The organism is Kitasatospora sp. NBC_00458 (assembly GCF_036013975.1).
Lineage (GTDB): Bacteria > Actinomycetota > Actinomycetes > Streptomycetales > Streptomycetaceae > Kitasatospora.
The window spans coordinates 2,950,107-2,965,693 of the sequence record NZ_CP107904.1; the positions used below are offsets into that span (position 1 = coordinate 2,950,107).

The 15,587-nt window shown below is 74.5% G+C and carries 13 protein-coding genes; 10 read left to right on the forward strand and 3 right to left on the reverse strand.

The genetic code is table 11. From position 1 onward, the window contains the following. Positions 1 to 69: 69 nt before the first annotated feature. The 5 genes from OG550_RS11625 (at position 70) to OG550_RS11645 (ending at position 7,784) form a co-directional block, all read left to right on the forward strand. Positions 70 to 1,305, forward strand: a complete 1,236-nt coding sequence (locus OG550_RS11625; RefSeq protein ID WP_327676650.1) for an acyltransferase family protein — start codon at positions 70 to 72, stop codon at positions 1,303 to 1,305. Between the two features lie 283 nt (positions 1,306 to 1,588). Next, positions 1,589 to 3,526 carry a galactose oxidase-like domain-containing protein gene (locus tag OG550_RS11630; RefSeq protein ID WP_327676651.1) on the forward strand — a complete coding sequence of 646 codons (1,938 nt, stop codon included), beginning with the start codon at positions 1,589 to 1,591 and terminating at the stop codon, positions 3,524 to 3,526. Between the two features lie 57 nt (positions 3,527 to 3,583). After that, positions 3,584 to 5,920, forward strand: a complete 2,337-nt coding sequence (locus OG550_RS11635) for a Dyp-type peroxidase (protein ID WP_327676652.1) — start codon at positions 3,584 to 3,586, stop codon at positions 5,918 to 5,920. A 91-nt stretch (positions 5,921 to 6,011) separates the two neighbouring features. Then, the gene (locus tag OG550_RS11640; protein ID WP_327676654.1) at positions 6,012 to 6,362 is read left to right on the forward strand and encodes an MmcQ/YjbR family DNA-binding protein; all 351 of its coding nucleotides are present in this window, start codon (positions 6,012 to 6,014) and stop codon (positions 6,360 to 6,362) included. Positions 6,363 to 6,572: 210 nt separating this feature from the next. After that, positions 6,573 to 7,784 carry an alpha/beta hydrolase gene (locus OG550_RS11645; RefSeq protein WP_327676655.1) on the forward strand — a complete coding sequence of 404 codons (1,212 nt, stop codon included), beginning with the start codon at positions 6,573 to 6,575 and terminating at the stop codon, positions 7,782 to 7,784. 196 nt (positions 7,785 to 7,980) lie between these two features. On the opposite strand, the gene OG550_RS11650 is transcribed toward OG550_RS11645, so the two are convergent. Next, positions 7,981 to 8,958, reverse strand: a complete 978-nt coding sequence (locus OG550_RS11650; RefSeq protein WP_327676657.1) for a helix-turn-helix transcriptional regulator — start codon at positions 8,956 to 8,958, stop codon at positions 7,981 to 7,983. A gap of 101 nt (positions 8,959 to 9,059) precedes the next feature. Here OG550_RS11650 and OG550_RS11655 point away from each other — a divergent pair, with 101 nt between their 5' ends. After that, positions 9,060 to 9,635: a TIGR03086 family metal-binding protein gene (locus tag OG550_RS11655; protein WP_327676659.1), complete on the forward strand. Its 576-nt coding sequence runs from the start codon at positions 9,060 to 9,062 to the stop codon at positions 9,633 to 9,635. A gap of 107 nt (positions 9,636 to 9,742) precedes the next feature. Here the strand turns inward: OG550_RS11655 and OG550_RS11660 are convergent, their stop codons facing one another. Further along, positions 9,743 to 10,204: a MerR family transcriptional regulator gene (locus OG550_RS11660; protein WP_327676661.1), complete on the reverse strand. Its 462-nt coding sequence runs from the start codon at positions 10,202 to 10,204 to the stop codon at positions 9,743 to 9,745. 108 nt (positions 10,205 to 10,312) lie between these two features. On the opposite strand from OG550_RS11660, the gene OG550_RS11665 reads away from it, so the two are divergent. Continuing rightward, positions 10,313 to 11,149: a serine hydrolase domain-containing protein gene (locus OG550_RS11665; protein ID WP_327676663.1), complete on the forward strand. Its 837-nt coding sequence runs from the start codon at positions 10,313 to 10,315 to the stop codon at positions 11,147 to 11,149. 87 nt (positions 11,150 to 11,236) lie between these two features. Here the strand turns inward: OG550_RS11665 and OG550_RS11670 are convergent, their stop codons facing one another. Next, complete coding sequence (locus OG550_RS11670) at positions 11,237 to 12,013, reverse strand: pirin family protein (RefSeq protein WP_327676665.1); 777 nt, start codon at positions 12,011 to 12,013, stop codon at positions 11,237 to 11,239. A gap of 206 nt (positions 12,014 to 12,219) precedes the next feature. Between OG550_RS11670 and OG550_RS11675 the strand changes: the two genes are divergently transcribed. From OG550_RS11675 to OG550_RS11685, 3 genes are all read left to right on the forward strand, one after another. Beyond that, complete coding sequence (locus tag OG550_RS11675) at positions 12,220 to 13,416, forward strand: PucR family transcriptional regulator (RefSeq protein WP_327683818.1); 1,197 nt, start codon at positions 12,220 to 12,222, stop codon at positions 13,414 to 13,416. A 90-nt stretch (positions 13,417 to 13,506) separates the two neighbouring features. After that, complete coding sequence (locus OG550_RS11680) at positions 13,507 to 14,478, forward strand: ACP S-malonyltransferase (RefSeq protein WP_327676667.1); 972 nt, start codon at positions 13,507 to 13,509, stop codon at positions 14,476 to 14,478. Continuing rightward, on the forward strand, positions 14,475 to 15,509 hold the full coding sequence (locus OG550_RS11685; RefSeq protein ID WP_327676669.1) for a beta-ketoacyl-ACP synthase III: 1,035 nt from the start codon (positions 14,475 to 14,477) through the stop codon (positions 15,507 to 15,509). Before OG550_RS11680 ends, OG550_RS11685 begins: the two co-directional genes overlap by 4 nt. Positions 15,510 to 15,587: the final 78 nt, after the last annotated feature.

Below are 15,587 nucleotides of genomic sequence, written 5' to 3' on the forward strand. Positions count from 1 at the left end.
GCCCCGCCCCCGCACCGCCCCGCACCGCCGCCCCGCTCCTGCGCCACACCCGCGAACGGAGACCCCGTCATGTCCAGCCCGCTCACCGCCCTGCGCCGGGCCGCCCGCCAGGTGGACGCCCGCACCCCCGAGACCCGGGACCGGGCCCTCGACGGCCTGCGCGCGCTCGCCCTGCTCGCCGTCCCGGTCGGCCACTGGCTGCTCGGCGGGTTCGGCCTCTCCCCCGACGGCGCGCTGCACAACGCCAGCCCGCTCTCCTCGCCCTCGCTCGGCTTCTTCGCCCCATTGAGCTGGGTGCTCCAGATGCTCGGCGTGTTCTTCCTGGTCGGCGGCCACTCCTCGGTCCGCTCGCTGGAGCGGGCCCGCGCCAAGGGCGTCGGCCTCGGCAGCTGGCTGCGCGGCCGGACCGTCCGGCTGCTCCGCCCGGTGCTCGGGGTGACGGCCGTCTGGGCCCTGCTGATCCCGCTGCTGCCGCGTCTCGGCGTCCCCGCCGACACCGTGCGGACCGGGTCCACGCTGGTGGTGCAGCCGCTCTGGTACATCGGCGTCTACCTGGGGCTGACCGCGCTCACCCCGCTCTGCGTGGCCGCCGCCCGCCGGCTGGGCGGCTGGTCGGCGGGTGTCCTGCTGGCCGCCGTCGCCGTCGTCGACCTGCTCCGGTACGGGCCGTGGGCCGAGTCGGTGCCGTCCTGGGTCGGGCTGCTGAACATCCTTCCGGGCTGGCTCTTCGGCTACCAGCTCGGCGTGCTCTGGGCGCGCGGCCGACTGGGCCGTCCGGCCGCCCGCCTGCTGCTGCTCGGCGGCGGCGTGCTGTTCGCCGCGCTGCTGCTGCTCTGGCACTACCCGGCGAGCATGGTCGGCGTGCCGGGTGCCGAGCGGACCAACTCCCACCCGCCGTCCCTGCTGGTGCTGGCGCTGGCCTCGGTGCAGTGCGGCGCCGCGGTGCTGCTGCGCGAACGGCTCGGCCGGCTGCTGACCCGCCGTCCGCTGCTGTGGCTGCCGGTGGTCGCGGTCAACCTGTCGGCGATGACGATCTTCTGCTGGCACCAGAGCGCCATGCTGGCCGTCGCGGTGCCGGGCGCGGCCGTCCTGGGCGAGGTGCCGGGGCTGACCGCGGCGCCGGACTCGCTCGGCTGGGTGGCCGTCCGGCTCGCGCTGCTGCCGCTGTTCGGTGCCGTGCTGATCGGGATCGGGTGGTTCACCCGGCGGTTCGACGGACCGTGGTCGGCCTTCTCCCGGCCCGTCAGGGCGGCGGCCGGGGCGGGGGCGGCGTTCTTCGCCGCGTACGCGCTCGGCGTGGTCTGAGCCTCCCGGCGGTCGAGGCGGGAGAGGGGCGTGGGCCGACTGGCCCACGCCCCTCTCCCGCATGCGCTCCCCCGCCGCCCGCGGCCTCCTCCGCCGACGCTCCCGCCCCCGCTCCGCCCCGCCCGCCGAACGCAGTGCATCCGCATGCGAACCACCACGCACTGTGATGTTCTGTGACGGTCGGCGACCACCGGTGCGTCCGCGCCCGCCCACGGCCCGGCCGCCCGCGCCGTCCGACCCCGATCTCCCCCGCTCCTGAAGCCCCCCACCTCAGAGGAGTTCCATGTCCCCGTCCCCGCCGCGGCCCGCCGACCGGCCCCGGACCCGCCGCCGACTCGCCACCGCCGTCGCCACCGCCGTGGTCTGGGCGCTGACCACCGGCACCGTCCTCACCGCCGCCGGTCCGGCCGCCGCCCTGGTCGGCACCCACGGCTCCGGCCACCACGACCCGGCCGGCGCCGACGCCCCCGCCGGCACCGCCCCGCGGATCGCCGACCCCCGGGTCCAGGCCGAACTGCGGGACGACGAGGTCGCCGCCCTCGGCCAGGAGCACGCCGAGGAGCACGCCAGCGCGCGGGCGGCGATGCGCGGCGTCGGCGAGTACCCGCAGACCACCCGCACCAACCGGCTCAAGGCCCTGACGGACTCCCAGACCAGCATCAACGCCGGCTTCGACCCCACCGTCTTCGGCGCGTTCAAGGCGTACTTCCCCTCCCCCGACTTCGCCGCCCACATCGCCATGCTGCCGACCGGCAAGGTGCTGCTGTTCTCCTTCGAACGGATCGAGACCAACCCGGAGAAGGAACCCGCCCCCACCCAGACCATCGGCAAGGAGAACGCCGGCCGCGCCTTCCTCTGGGACCCGGCCAAGGGAACCGGCACCGACTCGTTCACCAAGGTCACCCCGCCGGTGATCGACATGCCGGACGGCCTCGGCGAGCTGCGCCCCGCGCCGTTCTTCTGCGCCGGCCACTCCTTCCTCCCCAACGGCATGCTCGGCGTCTTCGGCGGCAACCTGGGCGGCAACGGCGGCACCGGCGCCAAGCTGTCGCTGATCTTCGACCCCTGGACCGAGACCTGGACCCGCAACCCCGACATGTCGGTCGGCCGCTGGTACCCGTCGGTGGTCACCGGCGCGGACGGCCGGCAGCTGATCATGTCCGGCCAGTCCGAACTGGGCTGGGGCACCCCGACGCCGGTGGTCGAGCGGTTCCCGGCCAAGACCCACCCCGTGCCCTCGCTCAAGACCGAGACCCCGAGGAACACCCCGGTCGACCGCTTCAAGGCCGACGCCCCCTTCAGCCTCGACTACCCGCACCTGTTCTCGCTGCGCGACGGCAACGTCTACGCCTTCGGCCGCCAGCCGGACGAGCAGTGGGCCTTCGACCCGGTCAACGAGACCCGCCGCGACCTGCTGGCCCGCCCGGACGGCCGCAAGCGCAACTACGGCTCGGCCGTCCCCCTCCCCGGCGGCCCCAACGGCCCGGACTCCGCCCTGTTCCTCGGCGGCGACCGGGACAACCCGAGCACCCTGCGCTTCTCCAACGGCAACTGGACCGCCGAGAAGTCCCGCGCCTTCGGCCGCACCCAGGACGACACCCTGCTGCTGCCCAACGGCACCCTGCTGACCGTCAACGGCTCGTACGACATCCGCGACTACGGCAACGGCCCCTACAACCCGAACGCCGACCTCAAGTACCGGCAGACCGAACTGCGCGACGCGCAGGGCAACTGGAAGCTCGGCCCCGTCCAGCGGCTGCCGCGCGGCTACCACTCCAACGCCGTGGTGATGCCCGACGGCCGGATCATGGTCACCGGCGACGAGCTCCAGCAGCTCGCCAACGACCCGGACATCCGGGACGACATGAACGGCAGCATCGAGATCTACGAGCCCGCCTACCTCCACCAGGGCAACCGCCCCTCGATCGAGCGGGCCCCGACCACGGCGATCGGCTACGACAAGAACTTCCTCGTCACCACCACCACGCCCGGCCTCGTCTCCAAGGCCGTGCTGCTCTCGCCGACCACCGCCACCCACTCGGTCAACACCAGCCAGCGCCACCTCGAACTGCGGCTCACCAGCCGGGCCGGCAACCGCCTGGAACTCCAGGCCCCGCCGGACGCCAAGGCCGCGCCGCCCGGCTGGTACATGCTCTTCCTGCTCAACGACCAGGGCGTGCCCTCCGTCGCCAAGTGGGTGCAGCTCAGCTCCACGGCCTGACCGGCCGTCCCTCCCCCGCACCCACGCACGACCCCGCACGACGAGGAGAACACCCCCATGACCACCCCGACGGATCTGCGTCTGCGCGAGAGCGACGAGATCCAGGGCGACATCATCGCCGGCTTCAAGAAGGACAACGTCTCCGTGCTGTTCCTCAAGTTCGAGGACGCCGCCCGGGCCCGCGACTGGCTGCGCCGGCTCGCCCCGCAGATCGCCACCACCCGCCAGGTCGCCGACTTCAACGCGGCCTTCAGCGAGGCCCGCAAGTCCTCGGGCGGTGACGACCCTAGGGCCCTCAAGGCCACCTGGCTGGGCCTCGGCCTGACCTACGAGGGCATGCGCCAGCTGTCCGCCACCGACCCGTTCCCGCAGCCCCCGCCGCCCGGCAGCGGCCTGGAGGCGTTCAAGGAGGGCTCGGCCAAACGGGCCGGCGCGCTCGGCGACACCGGCGACAACTCCCCGGAGAACTGGCTCTTCGGCAACGGCCGGAGCCAGCCGGTGCACGCCGTGCTGACGATCGCCTCGGACACCGAGGAGGACCTCCGGACCACCGTCGAGGCGCAGCGCGAGGCGGCCGCCGCCGACCGGATCGTGATCGTGTTCCAGCAGAACGCCCAGACCCTGAAGGGCAGTCGGCGGGGCAAGGAGCACTTCGGCTTCAAGGACGGCATCAGCGAGCCCGGGGTCCGCTTCTTCGACCGGCCCGACCCGAACCGGCCCGAGGAGGTCGAGGGCCACCCGGGCACCCGGATCGTCCCGGCCGGCGAGTTCGTCGTCGGCGAGCAGCCGGCCCCCGGCAGCGCCACCGAGTTCCCCGAGTGGGCCCGCAACGGCTCCTTCCAGGTGGTCCGCCGGCTGTCCCAGGACGTGCCCGGCTGGTGGGCCCAGGTCTCGGTCAAGCTGAAGGAGCTCAAGCAGGCCAAGGCCGTCCCGGACTCCGCCACCGCCGAATGGCTGGCCGCCCGGCTGGTCGGCCGCTGGCGCTCCGGAGCCCCGGTCTGCAAGCACCAGGACCGGGACGTCCCGAACGACCCGGCGGCCTCGTCGGACAACGACTTCGACTTCCGGGACGACCTGGAGGGCCTGGCCACCCCGCTCTTCTCGCACCTGCGCAAGACCAGCCCGCGGGCCGGCCTGCAGGCGCCCGACCCGAGTGCGCCGCCGTTGGACGCCAAGGTCCTGGACGGCCGGCGGATCATCCGCCGCGGTGCGCCGTACGGGCACCCCTTCGACCCGGCCTCCGAAGGCCCGGGCGGCCCCGACGACCCGCGCGGCCTGCTCTTCGTCTGCTACCAGGCCGACATCGCCCGGCAGTTCGAGTTCATCCAGGCCGACTGGATGGACCAGCCGGACTTCCCGCCCGGCCGCAACCCGGAGCCCGGCAAGGACCCGGTGACCCAGGAGGCCGACCAGGTCGACTTCGAGAGCCGGGGCCCGGACGGCGCGATCCGGCACACACCTCTGAACTTCCAGCAGTTCGTCCAGACCCAGGGGTCGGTCTACGCCTTCGCGCCGTCGATCAGCACCCTGAAGGCGCTCAGCGACGGGCAGCTCACCGGCCGGGGCCAGAGCGGCGCCCAGGGCCAGAACGGGAGCCAGGGGCAGGGGCAGACCCAGCAGGGCGGCCAGCCCGGCCCGCAGCCCGGCACGGCGTACCCGTGCGACGAGATCGTCGCCGTCCCCGACCAGTGGCGGCTCGGCGGGCAGAGCCAGTTCTGGGCCTGCCACGGCGACCGGTACCGGAAGATCTCGGTGGCCGACGGCACCGCCCACACCGACCGGGTGGTCAAGGGCGACAGCGCGCTGAGCGGCCACGCGTGTTTCCGGGGCATCGAGCGGATCGACTGCGTCCTGCCGATGCCCGACCTGCAGAACCCCGCCGGCAAGAGCTGGTACTGGTGCTTCCACACCACCGGCGGCCGCCGGCAGTACCGGGCCGTCTCGCTCACCTGCGGCAGCACCCACACCGGCACGCTGGAGCGCCCGGACCGCGACCTCACCTCCTGGGCCTCGCTGAACGGCATCGGCAAGGTGGACTGCTTCCTCCCGGTGCCCGACCAGCAGCGGGTCGGCGGCAAGAGCTGGTACTGGTGCTTCCACACCACCGGCGGCCGCCAGCAGTACCGGCTGATCTCGGTGGCCGACGGCGCCGCGCACACCGACGTGCTGGAGCGCACCGACCGCGAACTCTCCCAGTGGGGCTCGCTGAACGGCGTCGGCCGGGTGGACTGCTTCCTGCCCGTCCCGGACCGCCAGCGGGTCGGCGGGAAGAGCGAGTACTGGGTGTTCCACGGTGAGAACTACCGCCGCATCTCGGTGGCCGACGGCAGCGGGCACCCGGACCGGCTGATCAGCGGCGACCGCTCCTGCTCCGCCTGGAACTCGCTGAGCTGAACCCGGCCGGACCGACCCGCGGCACCCCGTCCGCCCCCGTCGCCCCCGGCGCCGGGGGCGGACCGTCGTACCCCTGCTCTACGCTGCGGCCATGGTGACCTTCGACGAGTTCCGGGCGATGGCACTCGCCCTGCCGCAGGCGGCGCAGCAGCCCACCTGGGAGATCGAGACCCTGCGGGTGGGTGCGAAGGTCTTCGCGATGGGCTCCCCGGAGGGGGAGTCCGTCACCGTGAAGGCCTCCCGCGAGGACCAGGCCGAGCTGCTCGCCGCCGAGCCGGAGGTCTTCTCCTACGCCCCGTACGTCGGCCGGCACGGGTGGGTGAGCGTCCGGCTCGACCTGGTCGACCGGGAGGAGCTGCGGGACCTGCTGACCGAGGCCTGGCGGCGCGCCGCACCGAAGAAGCTGGTCCGGGAGTTCGACGCCGGGCAGGCGGGAGCGTGAGGAGGGACCCCGGACCCTCGCCTTCGAGAGGGGTGGGCCCTTCCGGGTGACGCCCGATCGGTTACCTCCGGTTCATGTGATCCATCCCACAGTTTAAGGTGCGCCCAGTCCCGCCCCCGCCCCCTACTCTTGCGTTGGGAAGTTGGCAGTCGTACCACCCTTCGGGCCCCGCCCGCGGATCGGTGACGGGACTCTCAGGGAGTTGAGGCGATGCGCCGTCGGCGGTGGAAGCATGTCCTGATCGGTGCCTTCGCGGGCTGCGCCGTCCTCGCCGACGCGGGTGCGGCAGCCGCCCAGGCCGCCGCGGCCACTGAACAGTTGGCCATCTCGACACCCCCGGCCGGCAGCGCCGCCTGGGTCGAGGACCACTCCTACGGGCTGGACCTGCCCGACCCGGCCACCACCACGCCGGCCGCCGCCGCGGAGTTCTTCGCCCGGCTCACCCCCGCCGAGACCGACCGGCTGGTCGAGGCGTACCCGCTGGTGGTCGGCAACTTCGACGGCGCCCCGCTCGCGCTGCGCTACCGGGCCAACCGGGTGGCGCTGGCCGCCGAGCGCGACCGCGCCCGGGCCCGCGCCGCCGACCCCGCGCTCGACTCCGGCCTGCACGCGCTGGCGGTCTCCCGGGCCAACGACGTCGAGAGCCTGCTCGCCGCCGGGCGGCAGATCCTCGCCTTCGACCCGCGCGGCCGCGGCCTGCTCACCGAGGTCTGGGGCGACCTCTCCTCGGCCGACCGGGTCGCGGTGATCGTCCCCGGGTCGGACGCCGACCTCGGCCACTTCGACCAGGCCGTCGAGCCGCTCCGCTCCCCCGCCGGGATGGCCCGCGCGCTGTACGCGGAGGAGCGCCGGCAGTCCCCGGGCACCCACACCGCGGTGGTCGCGTGGACGGGCTACGTCACCCCGTCCGGCCTCGGCCCGGACGCCGTCACCTCCCGGCTCGCCGACGTCGGCGCCCCCCGGCTGCAGCGGCTGCTCGCCGGGCTCCGGGAGACCACCCGGCCGGAGGCGCCGCCGGCGCTGTTCTGCCACTCCTACGGTTCGGTGGTCTGCGGCACCGCCGCCCCGGACATCCCCCGGGCCGCCGCCTCGCCGTCCGACACCTCCGGGATCACCGACCTGGTGGTCTTCGGCTCCCCCGGCATGGGCGTGGAGAGCACCTCGGAGCTGGGCGACGGCGTGCACGTCTGGGCCACCCGCAACGAGAGCGACTGGATCGGCAACGTGCCGTACCTGGAGTTCGGCGGGCTCGGCCACGGCGCCGACCCGACCTCGGCGGACTTCGGCTCCGAGCAGGTGTCCTCGGCCCGTTCCTCCGGCCACAACGGCTACTTCGCCGCCGGGACCGACAGCCTGCACAACTTCGCGGCCGTCGCGCTCGGCGCCTACCAGGACGTGGTCCGCCCGGCCCCCGAGGCCTGACGGGCCTCCGGGACCAGCGGTGCGGCCGGGCCCCTCAGTGCCTCGAAGACCTACGGTGCGGCCGGGCTCCGCGGTGCGGTCCCGACCCGCCGGCCGGACGGCCCGCACCACCGGACCGGGAGCGGCCCCGTCAAGTGCGGGCCCGTCAGGTGCGGGCCCGTCAGGTGCGGACCGGTCGGATCCGGCCGCGGGCCCGTCAGCGCAGGTCCTGGTAGAGCCGGACGGCCTCCGCGGCCGCCCGGGCCATCTCCCGGCGGGCGGCCGGCGGCGAGAGCACCTCGGCGTCCGCCCCGAAGGCGAGCAGCGCGCGGACGGCCGGCAGCGACTGGAAGCCCAGCCCGAGCTCGACCCAGTCCTCCGGCGCCCCGCCGCCGGACTCGGGCGGCGGGGCGGCGAGCCGGCCGCCGTGGATCCGGACGAACATGTCCAGCCGCCCGCGCCGCACCCGCACCGCGACCCGCACCTCCTTGGGCAGCCGCTCCACCTGTTCGCGCAGCACCGCCCAGACCTCGCCCAGCCCCAGGGCCGGCCGGCGGCGCACCGGCTCCTCGGAGGTCTCGGCGTACAGGACCCGGTCGGCCCGGAACAGCCGCGGCTCGCCCTGCAGATCGGCCACCAGGTACCAGACGGCGGCCTTGCTGACCAGGCCGTACGGGTCGACGGTGTACTCCACCGGGCCGGGTGTGCCGCTGTGCCGGTAGCGCAGCCGCAGGCGGCGGTCGGCGAAGACGGCGTACTGGAGTTCGCCGAGGTCCGGCCCGGGCGGGGCGCCGGCCTGCAGCCAGCGCGCCGGGTCGACCAGGACGCGTTCGCTGATCCGCTCGGCGCCCGGGCGGTGCGGGGCGGGCAGCGCGGCCATCACCTTGCGCAGCGCCGAGCCGAGCGCGCCGTCCAGCCCGAGGTCGGTGTGCGCGCCCTGGGCGGAGAGCACGAACAGGGCGCGCGCCTCGTCGGCGGTCAGCCCGCTGACGTCGGTGCGGTAGCCGGGCAGCAGACTGATGCCGCCGTGCCGGCCGCGCTCGGTGTACACCGGGACGCCCGCCGTGGAGAGCGCCTCGACGTCGCGGTAGATGGTGCGGACCGACACCTCCAGCCGTTCGGCCAGTTCGGTGGCGGGCACCCGGCCGCGGGTCTGGAGCAGCAGCAGGATCGAGAGCAGGCGGTCGGCCTTCATGGGAACGAGGATCGCAGAAAACCTGACGTCGGATGTCAGGTTTTACCGGGAGATTGCCTCCCGAGACGAAAAACCCTCCGTACCGATGGAGTTGATCCCCCGTGGACACCACCCAGGACCCGCGCCCGCTGTACCTGCTCGCCCTCGGCCAGTTGGAGAAGCTGATCGCCGAAGCCGGCCCGGACACCCTCGACCGGCCCACCCCCTGCACCGAGTACGACCTGCGCACGCTGCTCGGCCACGTGGTCGGCGGCGTCCACCGGCTCGCGTACATGGGTGAGGGCGGCCGCAGCGAGGACGTCGCGGCGATGACCGGCGAACTGGCCGACGACGCCTGGCCGGCCGCCCTCGACCGGGCCCGGGCCCGGGTGACCGCCGCCTGGGCCGACGACGCCGGACTGGACCGCCCGGCCTTCGCGCCCTGGGGCGAGGTGCCGGGCCGGGCCGCGGTGGGCGGCTACGTGCTGGAGACCGTCACCCACGGCTGGGACATCGCCCGGGCGCTCGGCAGCAGCGTCCCGCTGGACGAGCGGCTGGCCGAGACCGCGCTGGCGATCGCCGAGGCCGTGCTGCCGGCCGGCGGGCGCGAGGGCGCCCCGTTCGGCCCGGCCCTCCCCGCCCCGGCCGGCGCCGACCCGTACACCCGGCTCGCCGCCTTCCTCGGCCGCGAGGTCTGAACCGGCCGCCGGGGTACCGGGCCCGCCCTCGGGCCGGCCCGGCGCCCCGGCCGGACGGGCCGCGAACCGCCGGCCGCCCGCTCCACCCGCTCCACCCGCCCGGCGGGCTACCGCGCCTCGCCGCTCCCCGCGATCCGCCCGGCGTACAGGTCGATCTTGTGGTCGAGCACGGCGAGCGTCGCGTGCAGGTCCGCGACCTGCTGCCGCACCTCCTCCCGGTGGGCGAGCAGCAGGTCCCGCCGGTCCTCCAGGGTCCGGTCGCCCGCACGGGCCAGCTCCACGTACCGCAGCATCCCGGCCACCGTCATCCCGGTCAGCCGCAGCCGGCCCAGGAAGGCCAGCCGGTGCAGGTCGGCGTCGCAGTACCGGCGCTGGCCGGAGGCCGAACGGTCCACCGGGTCGAGCAGGCCGATCCGCTCGTACCAGCGCAGGGTGTGGGCGGTCAGTCCGCTGGCCGCCGCCACCTCGCCGATGGTGTGCCGCGGCGTCCGGTCCGGCTCGCCGACCGGCGTGCGGAACACGTCGGAGCAGGTGCGCGGATCCACTGCGAGCGGAGCGGGCAAGGCCATGGTGGAACCCCCGGTGACGGACGGGGCCGTCGGCGCCGACGGCCTGGAATGCGCTCCGGGCAAGCCTGCCATCCCGGCGGCCCGGGCCTCCCCGTTAGAGTCGGGCCCATGGAGAGCTTGCGGAAGATCGAGGACTGGCCGGTGCCGAACGCGGCGGCGGCCGTGGTGCGGGGTGCGGACGGCGCGGTACTGGGCGCGCACGGGCCGCAGGACCACCTGTTCCCGCTGGCGTCGGTGACCAAGCTGCTCACCTCGTACGCCGTGCTGGTCGCGGTCGAGGAGGGCGTCTTCGAGCTGGACGACCCGGCCGGGCCGGAGGGCTCGACCGTGCGCCACCTGCTGGCCCACACCTCGGGCCTGGCCTTCGACGAGCACAAGGTGATGGCCGCCCCCGGCAACCGCCGGCTCTACTCCAACGCCGGCTTCGACGTCCTGGCGCAGACCCTCCAGCAGGCCGCCGGCATCGAGTTCGGCCGGTACGCCGCGGAGGCCGTCTTCGAGCCGCTCGGCATGCGCTCGACCCTGATCAACACCGCGCACCGGACCCCGGCCGGCGCCGGCGGGCTCTCCACCGTCGCCGACCTCACGCTGTTCGCGGCCGAGCTGCAGTCGCCCAAGCTGCTCGACCCGTCCACGCTGAGCGACGCCACCCGCGAGGTCGCCTTCCCGGGGACCAGCGGCGTGCTGCCCGGCTTCGGGCACCGCCGGCCGAACGACTGGGGCCTGGGCTTCGAGATCCGGGACGGCAAGGCGCCGCACTGGACCGGCACCGCCAACTCCCCCGCCACCTTCGGGCACTTCGGCCAGTCCGGCACCTTCCTCTGGGTCGACCCGGAGGCCGGCGCGGCCTGCATCGCGCTCACCGACCGGGACTTCGGGCCGTGGGCCGCCGAGGTCTGGCCGGTGCTCGGCGACGCCGTGCTCGCCGAGCTCGCCGAGGTCTGACGGGAACGCCCCCGGGCCCGGGACGCGGCCACCGCCCGCCCCGGCTCCGGGCGCGAACCGGACACCGGGCCCGGGATCCGCGCCCGCTCAGCCGTACGAGACCGGCGAGTGCATCTCCCAGAGGAGGAGCTCGGCGCCGGTCCCGCCGGCCGTCGGCGCGGCGAAGGCGCCGCCGGTGATCCGCACGCTGTCGCCCGGCTCCATCGAGCGCCCGCCGCCCTGCGGCCCCGGCACCGTCCGGTAGCCGAGCGAGCCGGTCGTCAGGTGCGCGTACCGCCAGGCGGCGGCCGGGAGTTCGGGCAGCGGCTGCCAGGGCCCGGCGGTCACCAGCCAGAGCGCGGCGTCGCTGCGCCGCAGCCGCAGCGCGTCCGTCCCGGCGTCCCGGTCCAGCCCGGAGGCGAGCAGTGTCAACCCGCCGTCGGCCGGTTCCACCCGGCGCAGCCCGTACGCCGGGGGTGCGTCGAAGGCGTCCGGCTGGAGCCACATCTGCACGAACCGGACCGGGCCCGCGGCGCCGCCGACGTTCCGCTCGGTGTGGGTGACGCCGGAACCCGCGCTCAGGTGCTGGACCATGCCGGGGCGGACCACGCCGCCGTGCCCCTGCGAGTCCCGGTGGGCCAGCGCCCCCTCCAGCACCCAGGTGAGGATCTCGGTGTCCCGGTGCTTGTGCTCGTCGAACCCGACGCCCGGGGCGAGCAGTTCCTCGTTGCAGGCGAGCAGCGCGCCGAAGTGGGTGTTCTTCGGGTCGTAGTGCCCGGAGAAGGAGAAGGCGTGCCTGGTCTCGATGCCCTCGGCGGGGGCGGAGAGGTGGCGTTCGGCGGTTCGGCGCAGATCGGCGCGCGGGCGGGCGGGGGCGTCGGTCACGGGCCCACGGTAGCGGGTGCGGCGGCGGCCGCCGTGCCGCTCCGCCGGGGGGCGTGCACGAGCAGTCACTCCGGTGAGGCAGTCTTGTCCTTGTGCCAGCCGCTTCCGCGAACTCCAAGAGCGATCCGACCGCCAAGCCCGACAAGAGCGGGCGGGCTCCGACACCCGGCGCCGGGAGGGACCGGCCGGGCCGCGCGGCGCCGCGCCTGACCGCGCAGGAGCGCAAACTCGCCGCCGAGCGCGCCGAGCGCCGGGCCGCGACGCTGAAGCGGCTGGAGAAGTCCTCGGGCAAACTGGCCTCCGCCGCGATCGCGCGGATGGACGACCAGCTCGGCTGGTACCGGCGGATGCCGCCGGAGCACCGCTCCTGGATCGGCCTGGTCGCCCAGGCCGGCATCGCCGCCTTCACCGAGTGGTACCGCAAGCCGGACGCCCCGCAGGCGATCTCCACCGACGTCTTCGGCACCGCGCCGCGCGAGCTGACCAGGGCGATCACCCTGCGCCAGACCGTCGAGCTGATCCGCACCACGATCGAGGTGATGGAGGAGGCGATCGAGGAGGTGGCCTCCCCCGGCGACGAGGCGGACATGCGCGAGTCGGTCCTGGTCTACGCCCGGGAGATCGCCTTCGCCACCGCCCAGGTGTACGCCCAGGCCGCCGAGGCCCGGGGCGCCTGGGACGCCCGCCTGGAGGCGCTGGTGGTCAACTCGCTGCTCTCCGGGGACGCCGACGAGGGCGTGCTCTCACGCGCCGCCGCGCTCGGCTGGGGCCAGCCCAGCCAGGTCCGGGTGGTGATGGGCTCGGCCCCGGACGGTGACAGCGAGCTGGTGGTCGAGGCGATCCGCCGGGCCGCGCGGTACGCCAAGCTGCACGTGCTGACCGGGGTGCTGGGGAAGCGCCTGGTGGTGGTGGTCGGCGGCGACAAGGAGCCGGTGCACGCGGCCCGGGCCCTGATCGGCCAGTTCGCGGCGGGCCCGGTGGTGGTCGGCCCGACCGTGCCGGACCTGCTGTCGGCGACCCGCTCGGCGCACGCCGCGGCGGCCGGTCTGCGGGCCTGCGCGGCCTGGCCGGACGCCCCGCGACCGGTGCTGGCCGACGACCTGCTGCCGGAGCGGGCACTGGCCGGCGACCAGGCGGCCCGCCGCCAGCTGGTGGAGGAGATCTACACACCGCTCGACGAAGCCGGGTCCGCGCTGCTGGAGACCCTGAGCGTCTACCTGGAGCAGGCCTCCTCGCTGGAGGGAGCCGCCCGGATGCTCTTCGTCCACCCGAACACGGTGCGCTACCGGCTTCGACGTGTGACCGACGTCACGGGCTACGCTCCTTCCGACGTTCGTTCGGCGTTCACCCTGCGTATCGCACTGGCGCTGGGCCGGCTCACAGCCGTCGGGGAGTCCAGTTGAGCGCGATGTAGGGACCTTACAATCCGGGATGCTTTTCTTCGTTACCGTCGCCTACCCGCCCCCGGGCGCTCGGCGAGAGAGGGTTGAACCGTGCTCGTAATCGTCGCCCCTGGACAGGGTGCCCAGACCCCCGGTTTCCTCAGCCCCTGGCTGGAGCTCGACGGTGTCACCGACCGCCTCAGCGGCTGGTCGGAGGTCGCCGGGCTCGACCTGGTGCACGCGGGCACCGAGGCGTCCGCCGAGGAGATCAAGGACACCGCCGTCGCCCAGCCGCTGCTGGTGGCCGCCGGCCTGGTGACCGCCGGCGTGCTGTTCCCGGACGGGGACACCGCCACCGCACCGGTCGGCGCGGTGGCCGGCCACAGCGTCGGCGAGATCACCGCCGCCGCCTTCGCCGGGGTGCTGACCGCGCACGACGCACTGACCTTCGTCCGCGAACGCAGCCTGGCCATGGCCGAGGCCGCCGCGGCCACCGAGACCGGGATGGCCGCCCTGCTGGGCGGTGACCCGGAGGTCGTCGCCGCCAAGCTGGCGGAGCACGGCCTGACCGCGGCCAACAACAACGGCGGCGGCCAGATCGTCGCGGCCGGCACGCTGCCGCAGCTGGACGCCCTGCGGGCGGACCCGCCGGCCGGGGCCCGGCTGGTCGCCCTCAAGGTGGCCGGTGCGTTCCACACCACCCACATGGCGCCGGGCGTCGAGCGGCTGTCGAAGCTGGCGCCGACCCTGCCCGTCGCCGACCCGCGGATCACGTACGTCTCCAACCAGGACGGCGGGGTCGTCGCCACCGGTGACGAGCTGCTGCGCCGCCTGGTGTCGCAGGTCTCCAACCCGGTCCGCTGGGACCTCTGCATGGAGACCCTCCAGCAGCTGGGCGCGACCGCCGTCATCGAGCTCGCCCCGGCGGGCACCCTCACCGGACTGGTCAAGCGCAACCTCAAGGGCGTGGCGTCGCTTGCCCTCAAGACCCCCGCCGACCTGGACAAGGCCCGCGCGCTCATCGCCGAGCACGCCGGCCAGGGCCGGGAGGACAGTGGTCAGGAGCAGGAGCAGCAGGCATGAGCAACACCCCCCAGATCCTCCCGGTCACCGGTGCGCAGTACTCGCGCATCCACGGGGTCGGCGGCTACCGTCCGGTCCGGGTGATTCCCAACGCCGAGGTGCTGACCTGGATCGACTCCTCGGACGAGTGGATCCGCACCCGTAGCGGGATCGCCGAGCGCCGCTGGGCGGGCCCGGAGGAGAGCGTCGCCGAGATGTCGGTGCAGGCCGCCGGCAAGGCGATCGCCCAGGCCGGGATCGCCCCGCACCAGATCGGCGGCGTGATCGTCGCGACCGTCTCGCACCTCAAGCAGACCCCGGCCATCGCCACCGAGATCGCCGAGCGGCTCGGCTGCGGCACCGCACCGGCCTTCGACATCTCGGCGGCCTGTGCCGGCTTCGGCTACGGCCTGGGCCTGGCCGACGGCATGGTCCGCGGCGGCAGTGCCGAGTACGTGCTGGTGATCGGCGTGGAGCGGCTCAGCGACCTGACCGACCAGTCGGACCGCTCGACCGCGTTCATCTTCGGTGACGGCGCCGGCGCCGCGATCGTCGGCCCGTCCGACACGCCCGGCATCGGCAAGGTCATCTGGGGCTCGGACGGCTCGCAGAGGGACGTCATCTCGCAGACCGAGGCCTGGGACACCGCCTTCGCCAAGGAGGGGGCCGTCAACGGCGCCGGCGAGGAGACCAAGTGGCCGGCCCTCCGGATGGAGGGTCAGTCGGTCTTCCGCTGGGCGGTCTGGGAGATGGCGAAGGTGGCCCAGCAGGCACTGGACGCCGCCGGGATCACCGCCGACCAGCTCGGTGCCTTCATCCCGCACCAGGCGAACATGCGCATCACCGACACCATGATCAAGACCCTGAAGCTTCCCGAGTCCGTGCCGGTGGCCCGCGACATCGCGGAGACCGGAAACACCTCGGCGGCCTCCATCCCGCTGGCGATGGAGCGCATGCTGGAGAGCGGCGAGGCCCGGAGCGGGGACCTCGCACTGATCATCGGGTTCGGGGCGGGTCTCGTCTACGCCGCAGCAGTCGTTACGCTCCCCTAGGCGTTTTCGCCCGAACCATCCGCAAACCTGCGTCCGTCCGCCGGGCGGCCGCATTCAACACCGAAGAGGAGCAGCCAG

Coding starts and splice junctions, on each gene's coding strand:
- OG550_RS11625 (WP_327676650.1), top strand. CDS start 70: ATGTCCAGCCCGCTCACCGCCCTGCGCCGGGCCGCCCGCCAGGTGGAC.
- OG550_RS11645 (WP_327676655.1), top strand. CDS start 6,573: ATGCGCCGTCGGCGGTGGAAGCATGTCCTGATCGGTGCCTTCGCGGGC.
- OG550_RS11640 (WP_327676654.1), top strand. CDS start 6,012: ATGGTGACCTTCGACGAGTTCCGGGCGATGGCACTCGCCCTGCCGCAG.
- OG550_RS11660 (WP_327676661.1), bottom strand. CDS start 10,204: ATGGCCTTGCCCGCTCCGCTCGCAGTGGATCCGCGCACCTGCTCCGAC.
- OG550_RS11635 (WP_327676652.1), top strand. CDS start 3,584: ATGACCACCCCGACGGATCTGCGTCTGCGCGAGAGCGACGAGATCCAG.
- OG550_RS11665 (WP_327676663.1), top strand. CDS start 10,313: ATGGAGAGCTTGCGGAAGATCGAGGACTGGCCGGTGCCGAACGCGGCG.
- OG550_RS11650 (WP_327676657.1), bottom strand. CDS start 8,958: ATGAAGGCCGACCGCCTGCTCTCGATCCTGCTGCTGCTCCAGACCCGC.
- OG550_RS11630 (WP_327676651.1), top strand. CDS start 1,589: ATGTCCCCGTCCCCGCCGCGGCCCGCCGACCGGCCCCGGACCCGCCGC.
- OG550_RS11685 (WP_327676669.1), top strand. CDS start 14,475: ATGAGCAACACCCCCCAGATCCTCCCGGTCACCGGTGCGCAGTACTCG.